This is a genomic window from Thalassobacillus cyri (assembly GCF_900107755.1).
GTDB lineage: Bacteria > Bacillota > Bacilli > Bacillales > Halobacillaceae > Thalassobacillus > Thalassobacillus cyri.
Map to the genome: position 1 here is coordinate 26665 of NZ_FNQR01000022.1, position 18895 is coordinate 45559.

22 protein-coding genes are annotated in these 18895 nt (G+C 42.1%); 14 read left to right on the top strand and 8 right to left on the bottom strand.

All coding sequences use genetic code 11. From position 1 onward, the window contains the following. The first annotated feature begins 9 nt into the window (after nucleotides 1–9). Nucleotides 10–246, top strand: coding sequence for a YozQ family protein (locus BLV00_RS19090; protein WP_093046542.1), 237 nt, complete (start codon nucleotides 10–12; stop codon nucleotides 244–246). Continuing rightward, nucleotides 230–496: an alpha/beta-type small acid-soluble spore protein gene (locus BLV00_RS19095; RefSeq protein ID WP_093046543.1), complete on the top strand. Its 267-nt coding sequence runs from the start codon at nucleotides 230–232 to the stop codon at nucleotides 494–496. Before BLV00_RS19090 ends, BLV00_RS19095 begins: the two co-directional genes overlap by 17 nt. A 26-nt stretch (nucleotides 497–522) precedes the next feature. Here the strand turns inward: BLV00_RS19095 and BLV00_RS19100 are convergent, their stop codons facing one another. Further along, nucleotides 523–1539 carry a S8 family peptidase gene (locus BLV00_RS19100; protein ID WP_093046544.1) on the bottom strand — a complete coding sequence of 339 codons (1017 nt, stop codon included), beginning with the start codon at nucleotides 1537–1539 and terminating at the stop codon, nucleotides 523–525. 222 nt (nucleotides 1540–1761) lie between these two features. On the opposite strand from BLV00_RS19100, the gene BLV00_RS19105 reads away from it, so the two are divergent. The 3 genes from BLV00_RS19105 (at nucleotide 1762) to BLV00_RS19115 (ending at nucleotide 3323) form a co-directional block, all read left to right on the top strand. Next, entirely contained in the window at nucleotides 1762–2493 is a 732-nt protein-coding gene (locus BLV00_RS19105; protein WP_245729024.1) for a Na-translocating system protein MpsC family protein, read from the top strand. A gap of 76 nt (nucleotides 2494–2569) precedes the next feature. Further along, nucleotides 2570–2779, top strand: coding sequence for a hypothetical protein (locus tag BLV00_RS19110; protein WP_093046545.1), 210 nt, complete (start codon nucleotides 2570–2572; stop codon nucleotides 2777–2779). Between the two features lie 178 nt (nucleotides 2780–2957). Then, on the top strand, nucleotides 2958–3323 hold the full coding sequence (locus tag BLV00_RS19115) for a thiol-disulfide oxidoreductase DCC family protein (RefSeq protein ID WP_093046546.1): 366 nt from the start codon (nucleotides 2958–2960) through the stop codon (nucleotides 3321–3323). Between the two features lie 357 nt (nucleotides 3324–3680). On the opposite strand, the gene thpD is transcribed toward BLV00_RS19115, so the two are convergent. Further along, nucleotides 3681–4580, bottom strand: a complete 900-nt coding sequence (thpD, locus tag BLV00_RS19120) for an ectoine hydroxylase (RefSeq protein ID WP_093046547.1) — start codon at nucleotides 4578–4580, stop codon at nucleotides 3681–3683. Nucleotides 4581–4966: 386 nt separating this feature from the next. Between thpD and BLV00_RS19125 the strand changes: the two genes are divergently transcribed. The 5 genes from BLV00_RS19125 (at nucleotide 4967) to BLV00_RS19145 (ending at nucleotide 8680) form a co-directional block, all read left to right on the top strand. Beyond that, nucleotides 4967–5218 carry a hypothetical protein gene (locus BLV00_RS19125; protein WP_093046548.1) on the top strand — a complete coding sequence of 84 codons (252 nt, stop codon included), beginning with the start codon at nucleotides 4967–4969 and terminating at the stop codon, nucleotides 5216–5218. Nucleotides 5219–5387: 169 nt separating this feature from the next. Further along, entirely contained in the window at nucleotides 5388–6167 is a 780-nt protein-coding gene (locus tag BLV00_RS19130; RefSeq protein WP_093046549.1) for an ABC transporter ATP-binding protein, read from the top strand. Beyond that, entirely contained in the window at nucleotides 6145–6906 is a 762-nt protein-coding gene (locus tag BLV00_RS19135; RefSeq protein WP_093046550.1) for an ABC transporter permease, read from the top strand. Before BLV00_RS19130 ends, BLV00_RS19135 begins: the two co-directional genes overlap by 23 nt. Before the next feature lie 18 nt (nucleotides 6907–6924). After that, nucleotides 6925–7926, top strand: coding sequence for an aliphatic sulfonate ABC transporter substrate-binding protein (locus tag BLV00_RS19140; protein WP_093046551.1), 1002 nt, complete (start codon nucleotides 6925–6927; stop codon nucleotides 7924–7926). A gap of 115 nt (nucleotides 7927–8041) precedes the next feature. After that, complete coding sequence (locus BLV00_RS19145) at nucleotides 8042–8680, top strand: DUF3298 and DUF4163 domain-containing protein (RefSeq protein ID WP_093046552.1); 639 nt, start codon at nucleotides 8042–8044, stop codon at nucleotides 8678–8680. Nucleotides 8681–9026: 346 nt separating this feature from the next. Here the strand turns inward: BLV00_RS19145 and BLV00_RS19150 are convergent, their stop codons facing one another. The 4 genes from BLV00_RS19150 to BLV00_RS19165 all read right to left on the bottom strand — a co-directional run bounded on the left by BLV00_RS19150 (nucleotide 9027) and on the right by BLV00_RS19165 (nucleotide 12328). Beyond that, entirely contained in the window at nucleotides 9027–9149 is a 123-nt protein-coding gene (locus BLV00_RS19150) for a YfhE family protein (RefSeq protein WP_084315760.1), read from the bottom strand. Between the two features lie 81 nt (nucleotides 9150–9230). Beyond that, complete coding sequence (locus BLV00_RS19155) at nucleotides 9231–9779, bottom strand: GNAT family N-acetyltransferase (protein WP_093046553.1); 549 nt, start codon at nucleotides 9777–9779, stop codon at nucleotides 9231–9233. Nucleotides 9780–10092: 313 nt separating this feature from the next. Continuing rightward, nucleotides 10093–11214 (bottom strand): amidohydrolase, encoded by a 1122-nt coding sequence (locus BLV00_RS19160; RefSeq protein ID WP_093046554.1) that lies wholly within the window; start codon nucleotides 11212–11214, stop codon nucleotides 10093–10095. 208 nt (nucleotides 11215–11422) lie between these two features. Beyond that, nucleotides 11423–12328 (bottom strand): TIGR01777 family oxidoreductase, encoded by a 906-nt coding sequence (locus BLV00_RS19165; RefSeq protein WP_093046555.1) that lies wholly within the window; start codon nucleotides 12326–12328, stop codon nucleotides 11423–11425. A gap of 112 nt (nucleotides 12329–12440) precedes the next feature. Here BLV00_RS19165 and recX point away from each other — a divergent pair, with 112 nt between their 5' ends. Continuing rightward, nucleotides 12441–13265: a recombination regulator RecX gene (recX, locus tag BLV00_RS19170; protein WP_342723132.1), complete on the top strand. Its 825-nt coding sequence runs from the start codon at nucleotides 12441–12443 to the stop codon at nucleotides 13263–13265. 444 nt (nucleotides 13266–13709) lie between these two features. Here the strand turns inward: recX and BLV00_RS19175 are convergent, their stop codons facing one another. Next, nucleotides 13710–14501 carry an HAD family hydrolase gene (locus BLV00_RS19175; protein WP_093046557.1) on the bottom strand — a complete coding sequence of 264 codons (792 nt, stop codon included), beginning with the start codon at nucleotides 14499–14501 and terminating at the stop codon, nucleotides 13710–13712. 125 nt (nucleotides 14502–14626) lie between these two features. Here BLV00_RS19175 and glcT point away from each other — a divergent pair, with 125 nt between their 5' ends. From glcT to BLV00_RS19190, 3 genes are all read left to right on the top strand, one after another. Then, the gene (glcT, locus tag BLV00_RS19180) at nucleotides 14627–15472 is read left to right on the top strand and encodes a glucose PTS transporter transcription antiterminator GlcT (protein WP_093046558.1); all 846 of its coding nucleotides are present in this window, start codon (nucleotides 14627–14629) and stop codon (nucleotides 15470–15472) included. 251 nt (nucleotides 15473–15723) lie between these two features. Continuing rightward, nucleotides 15724–17763, top strand: a complete 2040-nt coding sequence (ptsG, locus tag BLV00_RS19185) for a glucose-specific PTS transporter subunit IIBC (RefSeq protein WP_093046559.1) — start codon at nucleotides 15724–15726, stop codon at nucleotides 17761–17763. Between the two features lie 29 nt (nucleotides 17764–17792). After that, nucleotides 17793–18059: a phosphocarrier protein HPr gene (locus BLV00_RS19190; RefSeq protein ID WP_093046560.1), complete on the top strand. Its 267-nt coding sequence runs from the start codon at nucleotides 17793–17795 to the stop codon at nucleotides 18057–18059. 172 nt (nucleotides 18060–18231) lie between these two features. On the opposite strand, the gene BLV00_RS19195 is transcribed toward BLV00_RS19190, so the two are convergent. Next, nucleotides 18232–18891, bottom strand: a complete 660-nt coding sequence (locus BLV00_RS19195) for an SDR family oxidoreductase (protein ID WP_093046589.1) — start codon at nucleotides 18889–18891, stop codon at nucleotides 18232–18234. Nucleotides 18892–18895: the final 4 nt, after the last annotated feature.

An 18895-nucleotide genomic window follows, 5' to 3' on the forward strand; every position in this document is an offset into this window, starting at 1 on the left:
GTTTTCGATATGAAGAAACAAACGAAACACGACATTCAGGCAGATAGAACTTATCAGCCATCTGATTATGAAAAGGATGATCAATTTTCACAAGGACTTGCAATTACACACGAGCAGGCATCCGATACATTGACAGAAGGGACTATCGATGGACAGATTGATCAGGTAGATGGAGAGGGCAAACTGGTCAGTCATGAAGGAAAAGATTTAACAAGGGTGGAGCAGCGTCATGGGAAGAAGAAATAAAATCCTCGTTCCGGAAGCGCGTGAAGGACTTGATCAATTGAAAGAAAATTTATTGAATGAACGCTATGGAACGAACGACAAATATGAAATAGCACAGGAACAGAATGTGCCAATATCAGAGGGTTATAACGGAGAAATCAAAGCCAAAGATGCCGGGAGAATGGGTGGAGCTATTGGTGGAAGTATGGTCAGAGAACTTGTCAAGATGGCTGAACAACAGCTGGGACAAAGTAAAGAACAGCACAAATGAATCTTGTGCTGTTCTTTACATACTCTTTATGGCTGCATTGATTTGATTTTCACTTCGTTCCGTGCAATTTTTTCTTCCCAGTTATTAGTATAGACGCTTAATATATCGTTAATTTTATCGATTAATCCCAGCCTCACTAAGCCGTTTCCTTCCGCTTGTTTCGTGTAACCGAGCGGCATGGTTCGTTTAATCAGCTGGGCGTAGAGCTCAGCTTCTGTTAATTTGCGTTTGAACTGGGACTCGGACAAATTGATCAACAAGGCCAGCGCACCAGACACGTGGGGAGTGGCCATGGAAGTCCCGCTCAACCGAGCATATTCACCATTTAAATAAGTGGAGAGAATATTGACACCAGGAGCTACTAAATCAATTTCATTATTTGTATTGGTGAAATCAGCTAACTTTCTTTCAAAGTTGATAGCGCCGACCTGAATGACTTCGTTATAAGCGCCAGGGTACCCGAACTCATCGGTATCTTCCCGGCCATCACCAGCGTTCCCTGCAGCGCATACGACGGCTATATCCTTATTGACTGCCTGCTTAATCGCCTCATGCAGGTCTGGAATGTCGCTTGGTCCGCCTAACGACATGGACATGACTCGGACTCGTTCTCCGTTCGATCCCTCCCAGTTAGTGGCGTATTCAATTGCATCGATAATCCAATCCATCCGGCCTCTGCCGCTACCTGTCAATACTTTCAGAATTAGAAGGTCTGACTGAGGTGCTACACCAACCACTCCTGTGCCATTTTCTGTAGCAGCGATCGTTCCGGCAACATGCGTGCCATGGCCGTTGTTATCCGAAAAATTATCCTCATCCCCATCATAATCCGTGGTAAAGTTTCTGCCGCCAATAATTCTATCTTTCAATTCAGGATGATCCGGCTGGCAACCGGTGTCAATGACCGCAACGACATTTCCTTTTCCTTGATTGGCCTGCTCCCAGAGTAGGGGTGCCTCAATCATTTCCACACCTTCTGGCACATTTGACGACATTGGGAGAATCTCTTCTACTTGAAAGGGAATCAGTTTAAGCTCGTCCATTTCTCATCCTCCTTCAACTTACATGTTTAGAATATTCTTACAATTAAATTCTATCAAAGCTGGCTGGTATTTTGAATGGGTCAAATATCCCTCGTTTTGGGTATTTGCACATAGAATTGCATTCGTTGAAGAAAAATACTATGTTTGACTTTCGTTAAATGGAGGAAGGATTTATACTAGAGAATGAGACCGGAATAAAACGTCCTGTCTTTTAAAAAAGGAATGAATGATATGGTTATGGATAAACAATCACTCCAAGCAGAAATCGCCAGTTACACAGGAAAGTTACTACGAGATAATTTTGGCAAGGGGCCTTCCTCTGTATATGTTTCGATTGAAGAGCCTTATATCACCATCTATTTGCGTGAATTTTTAGCACCGATGGAAAGGGTATTGGTCAGCCAGAAAAACGATATGAAAGTTGAAGAAACAAGGGACTTGCTGATGGATGAATTGCTTCCGGATATGCGGGCCACTTTAAGGATAATGACCGGATTAGAGGTTGAAGACCTTTTTTATGACTGGTCGCTTAATAATCGTTCAGGTGTTTTCTTAGCGGTAATTGCAAAAAAGCATCAGGACCAAGAGATTCATCTAGCTGATTATCCAGACAAGGTAAAAATCCATGAAGAAATTATCCGGGTGAGTGAACAGGCAGAAAAAGCTCCTACAAAAGTTGATTCATTCATGTTGAATGATCGGACACTAATAGTGGTCCGTGATGGAATATTGGTACGGATTGAAAAAGAACTGATACGTTCAGGCTTTGGTGAAACATTGAAGCTTACTAAGCGAAAGCTGGAAAAAGGCCTGTTAAGTCAATCATATTGTGAAAACATCCTCGATACCCAAGTCATCGATATATTTGTGGATTGGGATTTTAATGAAGATAAAAGTTACATCATTTTTATTTTAAAACCGAAAAAGCCAGGTGGAAATGGGTTGGACAATTAGAGCCAGACATAAGCCGGAAAAGGGATCATACCTTTTTCGGCTTTTTTTATTGTTAATATGAATGAAAGGGGTATCTATGAAATACATTGTAATCGCAGAAGATGCTAATCAATTAAGAATAGGATTTGCGCAAGAACAGGAGGAGGTCATATTTTCGACTTATGAAGAGGCACAAGCATTCATCACGAGTGTCCATGAAGAGAATGTCCTTCCAGATAAATATAGGTTGAAAATAGAAACCTACGACAAAGAAGCTGAACATTTGAACCAGAAAGAGCAAGAGTAAACAACCCCTAAAATCTCTTACCAGTCTATCCCGTAGTATGACTGCGGGATTCCCAGGTGGTTCCCTCGTATTAATAGCCCCCAACACCTCCTAGTGTGATTGGTTTCCCCCCCTTTTTTTTCAGCTATCGTTTAACTTATTGACGCATGTGTAATATAAAAGGCAGGAGGTTATTTTTATGAAACACACTGTCTTTTATGATGCACAATGTCCGCTTTGCTTTAGCATAAAACGTGTATTACGCAGGCTTGATTGGTTTAATAAACTAGAATGGATTCCCGTTCAGGAAGTAGAAAAAAGTAATGACTTTCGTTATTTAGCTGGAAAAGACATCTATGATCAAATCTATATGAGGACTTCAAATGGCAAGTTGCTGGCTGGTTTTTATACGATCAGAAAGCTGCTTGTTTCGCTGCCGCTGACTTTTTATGCGGGTGTACTGATGTATCTTCCCTTTGCAAGCCGCCTGGGTTCTCCGCTGTATAAATGGATATCGAAGAACCGTTATGACTGGTTTGGGAGATATGAAACGCCAAGAAAATAACCAGGTCACGATAATCCAATACTCGCTTTTATAAAAGGAGTTGTTAAACTTATTTCAAAGAGGCTTCAATTCAAAGGCCGTAAAGTCGAAGACTTTAACTCGAGATATTGTTTGGGATAGCTTAGCCAAGCCTGAGGAAGCTAACCAAATTCCCACGGAAAGCGATCCGTTTTCCCAGTCCCCATCATCGCCTTCATTAGCATCGAAACTGAGACTTCGGGAAAAGTGAGATACACTGTTAAAATCAACACGGAGATTTAACAGAGCCTAAACTAATAAGGGCTGCCCTCCATAGGGCAGCCCTTATTTCATGCAAGCTGGCTTCATTTTTTTGCGGGAAGTTCTTTGTTATGCCAATCAGCTATTGCTGAATTTTGGTGCACCTTCACGCACGGCGATGAATTCAGGGCGTTCTTTCCCTGCAGAGAAAGGCTTTACTAATTGATTTTCCACACTATTATAAACCATGAACAGGTTGTTGCGGCTGTATGGTGTAATGTTACCATTGGATCCATGCATGGTATTGCTTTCGAATAAAGTGATAGAGCCTGCTTTTCCAGTCGGTACGGAAATACCGCCGCCCTGCTCAGCAAGCCATCTCAAACTTTCCTGATCCGGTACACCGAGCTTTTGCTTTTTCAAAGATTCTTTGTAGTTGTCATCTGGTGTTTCACCTACACAACTGACATAGTAGTTTTGGGACCCTGGTATAAGCATCAAAGGCCCGTTGAACGTATAGTTATCGGATAATGCGATAGACAAGCTGACAGCACGCATACGCGGCATACCATCCTCGACGTGCCATGTTTCAAAGTCAGAGTGCCAGTCGAATTCCTTACCTGTAAAGCCAGGCTTATAGTTGATACGGGACTGATGGATATAGACATCGCTTCCGAGCAGGTGGTTGACTATGTCTAGAATGCGTTGGTCGTAAGCTACTTTTTTAAAATATTCATCATCATTGTGGACGTGGAATATGGATCTGATTTCATCACTTTGTGGTTCGCGAATTACTTTGTCTGAAGTGACGTCCTTACTGTCATCTTGTAATTCGAAAATCCCCTTTTGAAGCTCAGATACTTCATCTTCCGAGAAGAAATTTTCAATCTGTAAAAAACCGTTTCTCTCATAAGAATCAAGCTGTTCCTTTGAAAGTGGTGCTTGATCATCTTTTGAGCGATCCGTGTGGATGACAGGATCTTTACGTTTCATAATTTCAGGCTGGTTATTCTTTCTTGAAGGATAAAGATCTTCCATTATAAACACTCCTTGTGTCCAAAAATTTTCCATAACTCATGTTGGTGATCATGACTGCTTTTTGACTGATTGCCAGCTTGCATTTATCGGAAAGAACCTTCCGTTGTACGGGGATTTTACCCATCGAAAATATCAATTAAACACCTAAAATTCAAATTTTTTGTAAAAAAAAGAAAATGAAAGCTTAGAGGCAATAAAGTCAGCAGCAATGGGGTATTTCTAATAGAATAGCTGTCAAAACCATACAGGGTTCGTCATCAATGTTAGAAATTTTAACAAACGGACCTATTAATGGATTATGACAAAATCTTTACAAAGGAGTTTTCAGGAAGAACAATGCGGGTAAACGAATACTAAGAAAATAGACCTTGTATGGAGGAAATATTATGAGTCTTAAAGAACAGCTATTGGAAAAAGGTTATAACAACATAGATATAATGGTCATCGATGAAGATAATAACCAATCGACAATCCCGGATCTTACTCTTCATAAAATCAATAACCTCGAGTATAAGCTGTATCTCGATCCTGAATCCGTAAAGATGAATTTGGATGAAGAACATCCCCATTTTACGGCACGACAAAAGAGTGAAGATGGTGGAGATGTTCGTATCAAAGGATTTATCCTTGAATGGTAGTCGATAACGGAATACTGATGAAAATGCGCAATTCTCTAACTAAAGAGGATTGTGCATTTTTTTCGGAAAATAAAAAGGTTGACACATTTTCCATCCACACCGTATACTCTATATTAAATCTTAATTCCGACTATTATTATTGGAATAATTATATAAGGGTGTGCGACGCATGTTTTTACAAATGAACGAGGTGGCAAAAAGGTTTGCTGACCATGAGGTTTTTTCTGGCATCAATGTATCTATCGAAAAAAATCAATTTGTCTCTATCCTAGGGCCATCAGGTTGTGGAAAGTCCACTTTACTTTCCATGGTCGCAGGCCTGGAAGATGTGACTGAAGGTACGCTCCGTCTTGGGGGAGAAAAAATACTTCACCCTGGAACAGACCGAGGTATGGTTTTTCAGCAGCCGGCTTTGTTCCCATGGCTTACAGTGAAGGACAATGTAACTTTTCCGCTGAAAGCTGACCACTCAAAACGTGAGAAGGAGCAAATAGCTGCTAACTATTTAAAAATGGTACATCTGACTCGCTTCAAGGATGCCTATCCTCATGAATTATCAGGAGGAATGCAACAGCGGGTCGCTATTGCAAGGGCGTTGGCAATGGATCCGAAAGTGTTATTGATGGATGAACCATTCGGAGCGCTGGATGAACAGACGCGACACATCCTTCATGACGAACTGATGAAAATTTTTGAAGAAACGAAAAAAACGATTTTGTTCGTCACTCATAGTATTCAAGAAGCCATCAAACTATCGGATCGTGTCATCGTCATGGGGACCCGGCCAGGCAAAATCATTGCTGACTTTCCAATCGACATTGCTCGCCCGAGAGAACGTGACGATACAAAAGTGATTGAAATGGAAAAAAAGATAATGGAGCTGTTAGAAGATGAAATCAAAAAAGTGATGAAGGAAGAATTGGATTATGAAACCAAGCATTTGGGTTAAACGAATTGCATTCATTATCGTTTTATTAGCCATTTGGCAAGGCGTATACATGTCAGGTTATTTTCCGGCTATTCAGTTTCCTCCACCGACAAAGGTATTCCAAGCATTAGTCGAGGGATTTGCTGATGGCACGTTAGTTGGGGCATTACTGGCAAGTTTCAAACATCTATTGATTGGACTTGCGCTTGCAATCACCCTGGGAACGTTGATCGGCGTCCTGCTCGGAAAATCACGTCAGGCCGATGAAACTGCTGGGATGTATTTAATAGCGATGCAGAGTATACCAAGTATCGTGTGGGTGCCACTTGCAATCATGTTAATTGGTTTGAATGAAACTGCAGTCATATTTGTCGTCGTATTAGGTGGAACATTTGTGATGGCATTGAATGTCAGGACCGCCATTCATAGCGTGCCCCCTGAATTCATCAAGGCGGCGAGAACAATGGGGGCAAAAGGTCTCCCTTTATTTTTCAAGGTGGAAGTGCCTGCAAGCCTTCCTTATTACATGAGTGGTATCCGCTTAGCGTGGGCATTCAGCTGGAGGGCATTAATGGCAGGTGAATTACTTAGTAATGGACCTGGTCTTGGATATTCACTAAGGTTTGCGATGGATTTCGCGCAGATGGAATTAGTCATTGGAATCATCATTATCGTCGGTGTCATCGGGTCGGTAGTCGATCAGCTGGTTTTCTCTAAATTAGAGAAAAAAGTGATGAGACGATGGGGTTTATTAAAATAATTGGAGAGGTGAAGGAATATGAAAAGGTGGTTGTCTTTGTTTTCAGTCGTCGTATTAGGGTTGCTTTTAACCGCTTGCGGATCGAGTGATTCAGCATCAGGGAACAGTAACGGGGATAAAATTGTCATTGGTTATTTTCCGAACATCAACCATGTAGCAGGAATGGTAGCTGAAGAAAAGGAATTGTATGAAAAAACACTCCCAGATGGTACGGAAGTCGAATATAAATACTTCCCGGATGGCTCTGCTTTCATGACCGCTTTGGAAACCGGGGAAATACAAGGGGGACTTGTAGGACCAGGTCCTGCGATGAACCATTATATGAGCGGGGCAGAAATCAATATTGTAGCTGCTGGCTCTACTGGGGGTACCGTCATCATGGCACGTAACGGCTCTGGCATTGATTCACCAGAGCAATTGAAAAACACGACATTTGCATCTCCGCGTGTCGGTTGTACCCATGACGTCCAGTTCGAGGCGTTGATGATGCGTGAATACGGGCTTAAATCAGACCGCCTTAAAGGTGAAATGAAACATGTTACCGGCAAACCAGCTACGTATTCCCAATTGTTCGCCAGTAAACGAATTGATGTAGCGACAGTTCCAGAACCATGGGCATCAAAGATAGAGGAAGAAGGGCATGGCAAAGTATTGATTGATACCGACGAAGTGGCATTCGGTGAAACATTGCCGGCTGCTGTATTCGTTACTTCCAAGGAGTTAGTCGAAAATGACTCCGAATTGGTACAAAACATGGTTGATGCTCACAAAGAGGCTACTACATTCATTCAGGATAATCCAGAAGAGGCAAAAGAAATTGCTGCTAACAAAATCAAGGATATCACCGATCAGGAGTTATCAAAATCAGTGATCGACAGCTCCTGGGAACGCATCGATTTCACATACAATGTGAAGCTGGAAGATCTTCAATCATTCGCAAATGCTTCTTATGAGTTGGAATTCTTAAAAGAAAAGCCTGATTTAAAAGGTTTAGTTGATACAACATTCATTGAAGAATAAAAAGGCAAGGGGAGCTTTCCCTTGCCTTTTTTGTGGTTGCATATAGATAAGTACTCATAAAATTAGCAATAAGTTTTCCATTTCAGGTGACACTAATGGAAAAGGAGGTCATTTGATGAAGAGTAAGAACATATATAGCGTTTTAGCATTTATGCTTCTTTTGGTTGGATTTGCTTCAAGTGTCCAAGCGAAAGAAGGGCTTATTTATGAAATGAAAAATTTTGATGAAGTGGAAAACCGGTGGGAAATCCACATCCAATATACAAAGTTTACAGGGCTGGAAGACAAAGCCTTTCAACAGAAGTTGAACAAGATGATCCAGGAAAAAGTCGCGGGGTATATCCAAACTGTAAAAGAACAAGCAGACGATAATCAGGGAATACCCATTCGTTTTTACGGAGAGACAAAAGTATTGGTGGATAATAACTTTTATTCTGTTCTGATGACGTCCAGCCTTTCGAGAGGAAACACATTCAGCGGCGATGTCGAATCATTCAACTTCTATAATCAAAAAGATACACAGCTTGCAACTCTGATGGATATTATGGATTTGGATAAAATTGATGCAGAAGTGAAAAAACAAATACATGCAAAGCCTGATGTTTACTACGTTGAAGAGTTCAAACATGTGCGTCCGGGTACTGCTTTTTACCTGCAAGGTGAGGAACTCGTGTTGATTTTCCACAAATATGAGATTGCTCCAGGAGTTTATGGACCTTCAGAAATTAAAATACCGATCAATCATCGATATTAAAACAAAAAAATGCCGCTAATCCAAATGGAGCAGCGGCCAATCTGATTGTCTAATTGATTCATTTTCAGGGGAGGAATCAATACATTCAGTATTTTTAAGACAATCACTTATGAACAGTATTGTCCACAACACAAACCTTTTATACATTAGTTTTGATAAAATTATCAACATTATCCACATCGCTTGTGGATTTGTTTACCAACATTTTATTAACAATGGGGGAGGTCAATAAAATCATGTTGTAAACGTTTTATTCACAAAAGGTGAAAAAACGTGGATAATTTTTGCCTGCAAGGTTTGTTGTGCGGCTTTGGTAGGTATATACCCTCTTTAAAGTTTAATAATCCTAAGATTTCCGGGAACGTTTAAAAATTTTGTCTGCTTGCTTAAAATCTCTTCCATATAGCACTTCCTGCGTCTTTGAAAGTGCCCCTTTTGAAGCTTTTGTTTGTCCCTGCTTTGCTTTCATGGGAAAAAACCTCCTTCTTTTCCTACAGCTTGTCCAAACCCCGGCCAACTATACAAAAAAGCTTAAGCGCTGGTTAGGCGCTTAAGCTTCCAAAACCTCTTCAGAATCTTGTGCTCTGTAGTAGTGAAACAGGTATTGCTCTTTAGTAATCGCAAAAAGATCATAGACATCTTCTTTTTCATTGATTCGTTTCCATATATCCGGATAGTCGGAATTTGCATGTGAAACATAAGGGAGTTTTAATGCAGCTTTCATGGAGCGTGGATTATCACGGCGGATTTTCATAAAAATCGCTTCGATATCCAGCTGGAAAAAAAGCTCCTCAAAAAAAGCATCTTTAGCTGGACGGTTGTAGCCTTTTCCGAAATACGGCTGGCCGATCCACGTGGCTAAAAAACCTTTATTATCGGTAATATCAAACAAGTTGATTGTACCAATCGGCTGGCTCCATTCATCCACAATCGTGCGGGAAATGATTTCCCCTTGTTCTTCCGCTTCGATCGTCTGCCTGGTCAAGAAGTAGAATTCATCGCTGGAATAGGCTTTATGACGGACGTAGGGAAAGACTTCCGGGTGGCTCATCAACTCGAACAAAACAGGGACATCATGCAAATCACGTTTTTTTAACATAAAAAACCCTCCTTATCTATAAAAGAAGGGCAGTCGGGTCGTGTGGAAGGAAACAGCTGTGGACGCGACCACCCTCGAATTTTTATCAATTGCTCACAAAAATCCGGGGTGGGAATCGAACCCACTAGAACCAGTCAAGCTGGTGGCGCACCATTTGCCTTCCCATACTCCGCTCTATGAAAAATCTAAGATTTTTTCAGATCGTTGCATTAATCATAAGCGATTTTTCTGGAAAAATAAATAGGCATTCTAATAAATTTTTTTTGTATTTTAACGACATGAATTGACATCTTTCGATACACAAAATGAACGATTATTTTTTATAAATAATTTCTCCATTTACCATCGTCCATAGTGGTTTCGACATGAATTCGAACGGATGGCCGTCCCAGAGAACGAGATCGGCATCTTTACCCGATTCGATTGATCCCACACGGTCTTCGACACCGAGGTTCCTGGCAGGGATGATCGTAATTCCTTGTAACGCTTTTTCAATATCTAATCCTTCCCTGGCAGCGAGTGCCGCACAAATATTCAAGTATTGGATGGGAGTATATGGATGGTCTGTGGTAATCGACACTTGAATTCCGTGTTTAGTCAGTTTGTGATAAGTTTCCCAAGTCTTATTTTTTAACTCAATTTTAGATCTCCGGGTGAAAGTAGGTCCTACAGACACTTGGAGGTTCCGGCCTTCCAGTTCTTCAGCGATCAAGTGTCCTTCTGTACAGTGCTCGATGCGAAGGTCGAGATTGAATTCATCTGCAAACCTGATAGCGCTGAGGATGTCATCAGCCCGGTGCGCGTGGATGCGTACCGGGATTTCCCGTTTCAACGCCTTTACAATCGGCTGCACCCTTAAGTCATCTGGATTATCCGCATGCCTGGCATGATAAAAAGTTTCCCGCAGCATTCCCATAATCCCAAGGCGTGTAATCGAATCATTCCGGGAAGTAGAATGGACCCGCTTCGGGTTTTCACCAAGTGCCAGCTTCAATCCGGCCGTATCACGAAGCAGCATGCTGGAGATATTTTTACCAGTATTTTTAATCACCGAAGTCATCCCGCCGATGATATTTGCGCTGCCTGGCATGATGTGGGCGGTAGTGACACCTTCACGGATAGCGTCGCCAAAGGCAGGATCAAGGGGGTGGGCCCCGTCCATAGCTCTCAAATGTGGTGTCATCGCCTCAATTGTTTCATTGGCATCACTTCCAGCCCAGCCTGTCCCTTCATCATATAATCCTAAATGGGTATGGACATCGATAAAACCCGGGAAAAGCAATTTATTCTGCCCGTCAATGCTGTTGGCATTAGCAGGAGCATCCACTTTCTTTCCGAAGGAGACGATTTTACCGTTTTTGATTAATACTTGCCCGTTCTCAATAGGCGGAGAAGTTATTGGATGTATCATTACATTCCTAATTACTGTATTCATTTTTTTCGTGCCTTTCTGCTAGTTGATTTTTTGTACTTTTAGAAAGTTAAACTTTGTTAAATGATTAAAGGATAAGAAAACATTAAGGCTTTCTCCATAAGTACTTGGCGACAAGCCAAGTTTTTCTAAAATAAGTTACATTTCTATTATATGTGAAAAATGGTTGGAAGAGTATGTAAAAAAGATTAAGGGGAAGCAGTGCTCCCTCCTAATCTTTAAAAACATCTTCCAATGCCGGGGTCAATTTAGGGTATATGAAATCATAGCCAAGGGCAATCGCCTTTTTCGGAACCACATGCTGGCCATCGAGAAGAAGTGTACTCATGTCACCAAGCGCGGTTTTGATAACGAAGGAGGGTGCTGGAAGCCAGTGTGGACGACCAAGAACTTTACCAAGTGTTTGCCCGAAATCTTTATTTCTTTTCGGGGTGGGAGCTGTCGCATTCATGGGTCCGACTACTTCCTTATTGCGCATGGCGAAATCGATCATCCCTACGACATCGTCCACGTGGATCCATGACAGCCATTGTTCTCCCGAGCCTATTTTACCGCCTGCCATCATCTTATAAGGAATCGCCATCTTAGGTAGTGCTCCTTCTTCACCCAAAATGATTCCAAACCGTAGATATACAGTGCGCACGTCATGTTTAGCTGCCTGAGAAGCTCGTTTCTCCCATTCGGTTGTGACGTTGGCCAGAAATCCATTCCCTGGCTTGGTTGTGTCCTCCGTAAACACCTCCGTGATGGAGTTTCCATAAAATCCTACTGCAGAAGCGTTGATGAGCACTTCTGGTTTTTTCTTCAGTTTACGAATCAACTCAACGATATTTTCGGTCGCTTTGATTCGGCTGTCCAGGATGCTCCGTTTTCTTTCCTCCGTCCATCTTCCGCTATTCAACGACTCACCGGCTAAATTGATGACGGCATCAAGCTCGTTCAATTGTGCTTCCGGAGCGAATTCCGGTTTCAGCCAACCAATGTATGTGATATTTTTCGTATCTTTATGCTTTTCCGGGCTGCGAGTCAAGACATAAACGTCATGGCCTTCTAAAACAAAATGCCTGGTCAGATTTTGTCCGACAAAACCTGTTCCACCTGTTATTGCTATTTTCATCCTGTGATTCCTCCTTTAATGAGGCTTGATTAAAGTTTACTTTATATTCTGATAAAAATCGATTCTTCCAAGTGTCCTAAGGGAAGAGACTCATGCTAAAATAAAGCAAGAGGTGAGAGGTTTGGCTAAAATCACGCGGATAACTACACAGAAAAAGAAGAAAGACCGCTTTAATATATTTTTAGATTTCGGGCAGGGGGAATCCTATGGTTTCAGTGTTTCTGAGGATATTCTAGTTCAAGAAGCCCTGCATAAAGGAATGGAGCTTGATGATGCTTCTATAAAAGCTCTTATGGAAAAAGACGACATACAGAAATCCTATACCCTGACAATACATTATTTAAGCTACCGGATGCGCTCGGAAAAAGAAATCCGGGATTATTTGAATAAAAAGGAAACCGATCCGGAACAAATCGAAGTGATTATCGACAGGCTATACAAAGAAAAGCTGCTGGATGATCAGGAGTTTGCAAACGCGTTAGTCCGAAGCAGAGTCCATACATCGAGCAAGGGGCCAATGATGGTGAAAAAAGACCTGATGGAAAAAGGGGTTTCAGCCGCTAAAGCGGAAGAAGCCTTGACCCATTATCCTTTTGAAGCACAATATGAAAAGGCAATGAAATTTGCGGAAAAAAAACTGCGTTCAGATGGAAAAAAATCATTCCGCCAGCAGGTGCAGAATCTCCAGCAGACGTTGATACAAAAAGGCTTCACCAATGATGTAGTTCAGGAGGTTATCGCAAACCTGCCACAGTCAGAAACAGAGGATGCGGAATGGGAAGCAGTCGTTTATCAAGGAGAAAAAATTCTACGTAAATATGAACGGAAAGCAGAAGGCTTCGAGTTGAAGCAGAAAGTGAAAGGGGCTTTGTACCGCAAAGGATTCCAAATGGACGAAATCCAGCGGTTCATCGAAGAATATATAGAAAATGAATAAGGAATAGCGTTCATCAATAGAAAGTGAGTAGTATTCATTCCACGTGAAGGCTAAAGCCCTGTGGGATCTCACCATGTACTTTAATCCCATAGGACCTTGAATCAGATTCTTGAATAAATACCGCACGAAGAAAATGCGTAGCATTTTCGAGGAGTCACGCAATATCCCGAACCTCCTGGCATTTATGAGAGATACGGAAATATCAATATTTAGGCATTCAACTATAGCTGGAGCAGACTAAAAAGGCTTCAGTAGACCTAGATGAAACCTTCATCTATAAGCAGTGGGTCCGTTCCAAAAAACGGATAGGGCGGCTGGGAAACGGTTCGCTTTCCAGCCGCCCTTCTCCTATTCGGCGACGGACCCAGATTATCTTGTAAACAAGTCTTCGACTTTCCGGCCCTTATGAAAAATTAACCAAAAACTTTAAAAAGAGCCTTGTGTTTAAATAAGTTTTTTATTCTGAAGATCATCGATTGCTTCATACACGTGATCGACGACTTTGGACGCCTGCCTCTGGACTTCCGGGTGGGCGGTGCTCATAGCATAACTATGCGGCGCAAGCTGGAACATGGGGATGTCATTGAAAGAATCACCGATGACCGCCAATTGTTCTGCCTGCAGTCCTGTTTTATCCAATAAGGCTTTTAAGCCGCTGGCCTTACTGATATCTTTTGGTACCAGGTCGACACATGTTTCATGAGAGACGAAACAATCAAGCTGTTCCCCGTATTTCTGCGTAATTCTTTTCTCTAATGCCATCACATCTGCTTCTTCTCCATGAACTGTTATTTTCGATGCATCCACATCGACACCCAGTCGGTCGGCTAATTTTGGATTTACCTGGATATCATGGATCAGCTGTTCTGAAATCAAATCGATCCATTTATTACGTTGATGGGTGAATGTCTGATCGGCAGTGGAAACCGTCGTCACCATCGGTTCCTTGACGATGTCACGGTATACCTGCTGAGCAACGTCCATCTCAAAGGTTTTCGCTTCAATCGGCGTGTTGTCGGCGGTGTAGACAAAAGCGCCATTTTGGCTGACACGATGTCCCGGTTGGCCGATACGCTCCAGGATGTCGACAATTTCATGATCCATCCTGCCAGAAGCGATCGCAAGATTTACGCCTTTTTCCACTAATTCGCGGATTGCATGAATATCTTTTTCTTTTATATAATGATTCATGCCAAGCAGTGTCCCATCAAGGTCACTTACAAATAATTTAATCATTCGCCATTCTCCCTTCCATATGACACCATAGACAATAAGCTTTATACTCGATATATTGTATACATTGAAAACGCTTCAAAGCAAAGGGAAACGACCTGAAGGGAATGGAATGAGGGGGAAAAGGCATGGAACAGCAAGTGACAATTGAAAAAGTGCTTAATAATAATGTCGTCATCGCCGAGCATCCCACTTACAAAGAAGTGGTGCTGATAGGGAAAGGGATTGGATTCAGCCGAAAAAAAGGCGCAACGATTCCAATTAAAGAAGCGGATAAAACATTTTTGTTAAGGGATCCGGAACAAAAAGAGCAGTATGTCAACCTGCTCCCTTATGTAGATGAGGACTTCATTGATTTCATGAATGATATTCTGGTTCATATAGAAAACAGAATGAATCAACGGCTTAATGAACATATCCATGTCGCCTTGACCGATCACATTGCTTTCGCTGTCAACCGTGCAAAGCATGATCTCCAATTCAATAACCCCTTCTTGTTTGAAATTGAAACGCTTTACCCAAAAGAGTACCAGGTAGCCATGGAAGTAGTGGAAATGATCAATAACAAAGAAGGTATCGAGTTTCCTGAAGGAGAAATCGGGTTCATCGCTTTGCATATCCACAGTGCGGTAACAGATAAGACATTGAGTGATATCAACAAGCATTATCAGCTGATCTCCCAGTTAGTCAAAGTGATTGAGGATTCTTTAGAAATCGCTATTGATAAAAATACGGTAGATTATCATCGTCTTGTCCAGCATTTAAGACGTGCGGTCGACCGTATCCATATCGGGGAAGATGTTGGGGGAGAAAATCGTCTCGCTGAAATGTTGAAAAAAGAATATCCACTATGCTATAATTTATCCTGGAAGTTGATAAAAGTGATGCAGAAGCAACTGAATAAGCCAGTGGATGATTCGGAAGCGATTTATTTGACGATTCATCTGCAGCGGTTAGTCAACCATAAAACGTAATTATACGTGTTACTGATACGATCAGGCATGAGTATAAAAAGTTTTAGAGGTTTTCAATGGGGGTAAGTGTACCTTTTGAAGCCAAATAAAACTTTTTTGCTCATGCTTTTTTTATTACCTTAAACGTCGTTCAAATCGCCGTTTAAATTTTCAGTTAAAATGGAAGCGGTTTATTTCATTTTTCTGAAAAATTACATTTGTGATTATCCTGCTGCTTCTGTATCACACTAAAATAAAAGGAGGAACTTTCCATGTTCAAAAATGCTTTTGGTACATTGCAAAAAGTCGGTAAAGCATTGATGCTTCCGGTTGCGTTGCTGCCTGCCGCTGGTATCTTGCTGGCATTCGGTACAACATTCCAGCAGGAATCCTTCCTGGAACGTGTGCCAGCGTTTAAAGCGGAATGGATACAAATATTTTCCGAGGTAATGGCAGCCTCAGGTGGTATTGTCTTTGATAACTTAGCCTTGCTATTCGCAGTCGGTGTAGCCATAGGGCTTGCCGGCGGGGATGGTGTAGCGGGTCTTGCAGCCATCATCGGTTATTTGATTATGAATGTCACGATGGGTGTACTAGGTAAAGTGGATGCCGATATGGCAGCGAATTCACCTGCCTATGCTGAAGTCCTTGGCACGCCTACCCTGCAAACCGGGGTATTTGGCGGTATTATCGTAGGTATTCTAGCCGCATTTTTATATAATCGCTACTTTAATATCGAATTGCCGCAATTCCTTGGTTTCTTTGCCGGTAAACGTTTTGTACCGATTATCACTGCTTTTTCAGCTTTATTCTTAGGTATTATCATGCTGTTTGTATGGCCGTTTGCTCAAGACGGACTGAATGCTTTATCTCATTTGATGCTTAATACAAACATCCACATTGCTGCCTTTGTGTTCGGTGTCATCGAGCGTTCCTTGATTCCATTCGGATTACATCATATTTTCTATTCACCATTCTGGTTTGAATTCGGTTCGTATGTGAACGCTGCCGGGGAAACCGTTCGTGGTGACCAACAGATTTTCTTCGCCCAGCTTCGTGATGGAGTAGAATTTACAGCAGGTACATTCATGGTTGGTAAGTTCCCATTCATGATGTTTGGACTTCCAGCTGCTGCATTGGCTATTTATCACACAGCTAGACCAGAACGTAAAAAGGTTGTTGGTGGTATTATGGCATCTGCCGCACTGACCTCTTTCCTGACTGGTATTACTGAACCGATTGAGTTCTCTTTCTTATTCGTAGCACCACTGTTGTTCGGTATTCATGCGATTTTCGCAGGTTTATCTTTTATGACCATGTCGCTATTGAATGTCAAAATCGGACAAACTTTCTCTGGTGGATTAATCGACTTCATCCTATTCGGTGTTTTACCTAACCGTACCGATTGGTGGTGGGTCATTATTGTAGGTTTGATCTTCTCTGTGATTTACTACTTCGGTTTCCGGTGGGCGATCCTCAAGTTCAACTTGGCCACACCTGGACGTGAAGACGATGAAGTCGATGCCGATGAAGACAGTGAAGTAGGGGATCTTCCATATGAAATCCTGGAGGCAATGGGCGGTCAAGAGAATATCGCTCATTTGGATGCTTGTATCACACGTCTTCGTGTCTCTGTCAATGACAAAGGCGAAGTGGATAAAAACCGACTGAAGAAGCTTGGCGCATCTGGTGTCATGGAAGTCGGCAACAATATCCAGGCAATCTATGGTCCTAGATCCGACAGCTTACGTGGTCAAATGCAAGATATCATCGATGGCAAAGCACCGCGTGCTGTCGCAGAAGATCGTTCCGAAGTTGCGAAAGAAGCGCAACAAGCAGAAGTACCGGTCGGCGGGGAAGAGTTCAATTTCGTCAGCCCGCTTCAAGGGGAAATCATGCCGGTTACAGAGGTCCCAGATCAGGTATTCTCTGGTAAAATGATGGGAGATGGCTTCGCAGTCAATCCAACTGATGGTAAAGTGGTATCTCCGGTCAATGGTAAGATTCTGAATGTCTTCCCTACCAAGCATGCGATCGGCATCCAGGCTGAAAACGGTATGGAGGTATTGATCCACATTGGAATCGATACGGTCAAACTGAAAGGGGAAGGCTTTGAAGCGTTCATTGAAGAAGGCGATGAAGTCAAGCAAGGGCAAGAGTTGATGAAAGTGGACTTTGACTATGTAAAAGAGCATGCCACTTCCACCATCACGCCTGTCATTTTTACAAACTTGCAAGAAGGACAGGAAGTTAAGATTGCAAAACCAGGCGAAGTGCGTCATAATGACCCTGGTATCATTGAAATCAACTAAAAAAATCATATAAATGAGGAGAGATTCAAATGGTAGAACAAACAATGAAGATTACAGCAGCAGATGGATTGCACGCACGTCCAGCTACTGCAATGGTGCAGATTGCAGGGCAATATCAGGCGGATGTGAACCTGGAGTATAAAGATAAGTCCGTCAACTTGAAATCTATTATGGGAGTTATGTCCCTTGGTATTCCTAATGATGCTGAAATCAAATTGACTGCAGACGGTGAAGATGAAAAAGAAGCACTTGAAGCAGTTGTGAACAAAGTTAAAGAAGAAGGACTTGGAGAGTAAGTCCTGAATTAAAAAAGCTGCTGGCCTCTTAAAAGAGGTTCCAGCAGCTTTTTTATATAGTCGCTCGCAATTATGGAGTTTCGCTCATAAAAATAAAAATGATCGCAAAAAGAAAATTTCGCTCACAAATACAGAAATCTGATCACATAAAGGACTTTGTGCTCAAGTCTTTCTATGAATCGACCTTGATCTCTTTGCGACGGTCATCTTCTGCAAAGATTTTATCAGCAACACCTTCTGGGCCTTTCAAGCGTGAAGGATCAGCGACATGGTCACTATCTGACCAGAACGGTGTGTTCATACCACCCATATATACCGCTGTAGCGGACATCGGTTGATCTTCCCATTCTTTCTGCAGGCTTTCCGTAAACCCACGTACAGCAAATTTACTGGCACAATATACTGATTCATTTACTTTACCCCGGAGCCCGGCAGTAGATATGATATTCAGAACTCTGCCTTCTGAGACTTTCAGCAAAGGGAATGCCTTTTGAGTCATTAAAATGGTACCCTTGATGTTGGTATCCAGCATCTTATCGATGTCTTCTTCTTTTAAAGTCGATAATTCTCCGAAGATACCGATGCCGGCATTGTTGATTAATATATCAATACGATCCAATTGACGCACTGCTTCGGCGACTGAAGCTGGTTCTGTTACATCACAAATGTATGATTCTGCCTGTCCGCCTTGCTGAATGATTTCCATACGTACCATTGAAAGTTTTTTTTCGGTTCTCCCTAACAAAACTATTTCATAGCCTTCTTTTGCATATCGATGAGCAAGTGCCCGTCCAAGGCCAGTACCGCCCCCGGTAATTACTGCTTTTCCCACATAA

Coding starts and splice junctions, on each gene's coding strand:
- BLV00_RS19090 (WP_093046542.1), top strand. CDS start 10: ATGAAGAAACAAACGAAACACGACATTCAGGCAGATAGAACTTATCAG.
- BLV00_RS19130 (WP_093046549.1), top strand. CDS start 5,388: ATGTTTTTACAAATGAACGAGGTGGCAAAAAGGTTTGCTGACCATGAG.
- BLV00_RS19165 (WP_093046555.1), bottom strand. CDS start 12,328: ATGAAAATAGCAATAACAGGTGGAACAGGTTTTGTCGGACAAAATCTG.
- BLV00_RS19100 (WP_093046544.1), bottom strand. CDS start 1,539: ATGGACGAGCTTAAACTGATTCCCTTTCAAGTAGAAGAGATTCTCCCA.
- BLV00_RS19095 (WP_093046543.1), top strand. CDS start 230: ATGGGAAGAAGAAATAAAATCCTCGTTCCGGAAGCGCGTGAAGGACTT.
- BLV00_RS19190 (WP_093046560.1), top strand. CDS start 17,793: ATGGTAGAACAAACAATGAAGATTACAGCAGCAGATGGATTGCACGCA.
- BLV00_RS19125 (WP_093046548.1), top strand. CDS start 4,967: ATGAGTCTTAAAGAACAGCTATTGGAAAAAGGTTATAACAACATAGAT.
- BLV00_RS19160 (WP_093046554.1), bottom strand. CDS start 11,214: ATGAATACAGTAATTAGGAATGTAATGATACATCCAATAACTTCTCCG.
- ptsG (WP_093046559.1), top strand. CDS start 15,724: ATGTTCAAAAATGCTTTTGGTACATTGCAAAAAGTCGGTAAAGCATTG.
- BLV00_RS19105 (WP_245729024.1), top strand. CDS start 1,762: ATGAATGATATGGTTATGGATAAACAATCACTCCAAGCAGAAATCGCC.
- BLV00_RS19175 (WP_093046557.1), bottom strand. CDS start 14,501: ATGATTAAATTATTTGTAAGTGACCTTGATGGGACACTGCTTGGCATG.
- BLV00_RS19110 (WP_093046545.1), top strand. CDS start 2,570: ATGAAATACATTGTAATCGCAGAAGATGCTAATCAATTAAGAATAGGA.
- BLV00_RS19155 (WP_093046553.1), bottom strand. CDS start 9,779: ATGTTAAAAAAACGTGATTTGCATGATGTCCCTGTTTTGTTCGAGTTG.
- glcT (WP_093046558.1), top strand. CDS start 14,627: ATGGAACAGCAAGTGACAATTGAAAAAGTGCTTAATAATAATGTCGTC.
- thpD (WP_093046547.1), bottom strand. CDS start 4,580: ATGGAAGATCTTTATCCTTCAAGAAAGAATAACCAGCCTGAAATTATG.
- BLV00_RS19140 (WP_093046551.1), top strand. CDS start 6,925: ATGAAAAGGTGGTTGTCTTTGTTTTCAGTCGTCGTATTAGGGTTGCTT.
- BLV00_RS19145 (WP_093046552.1), top strand. CDS start 8,042: ATGAAGAGTAAGAACATATATAGCGTTTTAGCATTTATGCTTCTTTTG.
- BLV00_RS19115 (WP_093046546.1), top strand. CDS start 2,958: ATGAAACACACTGTCTTTTATGATGCACAATGTCCGCTTTGCTTTAGC.
- BLV00_RS19135 (WP_093046550.1), top strand. CDS start 6,145: ATGAAACCAAGCATTTGGGTTAAACGAATTGCATTCATTATCGTTTTA.
- BLV00_RS19150 (WP_084315760.1), bottom strand. CDS start 9,149: ATGAAAGCAAAGCAGGGACAAACAAAAGCTTCAAAAGGGGCACTTTCA.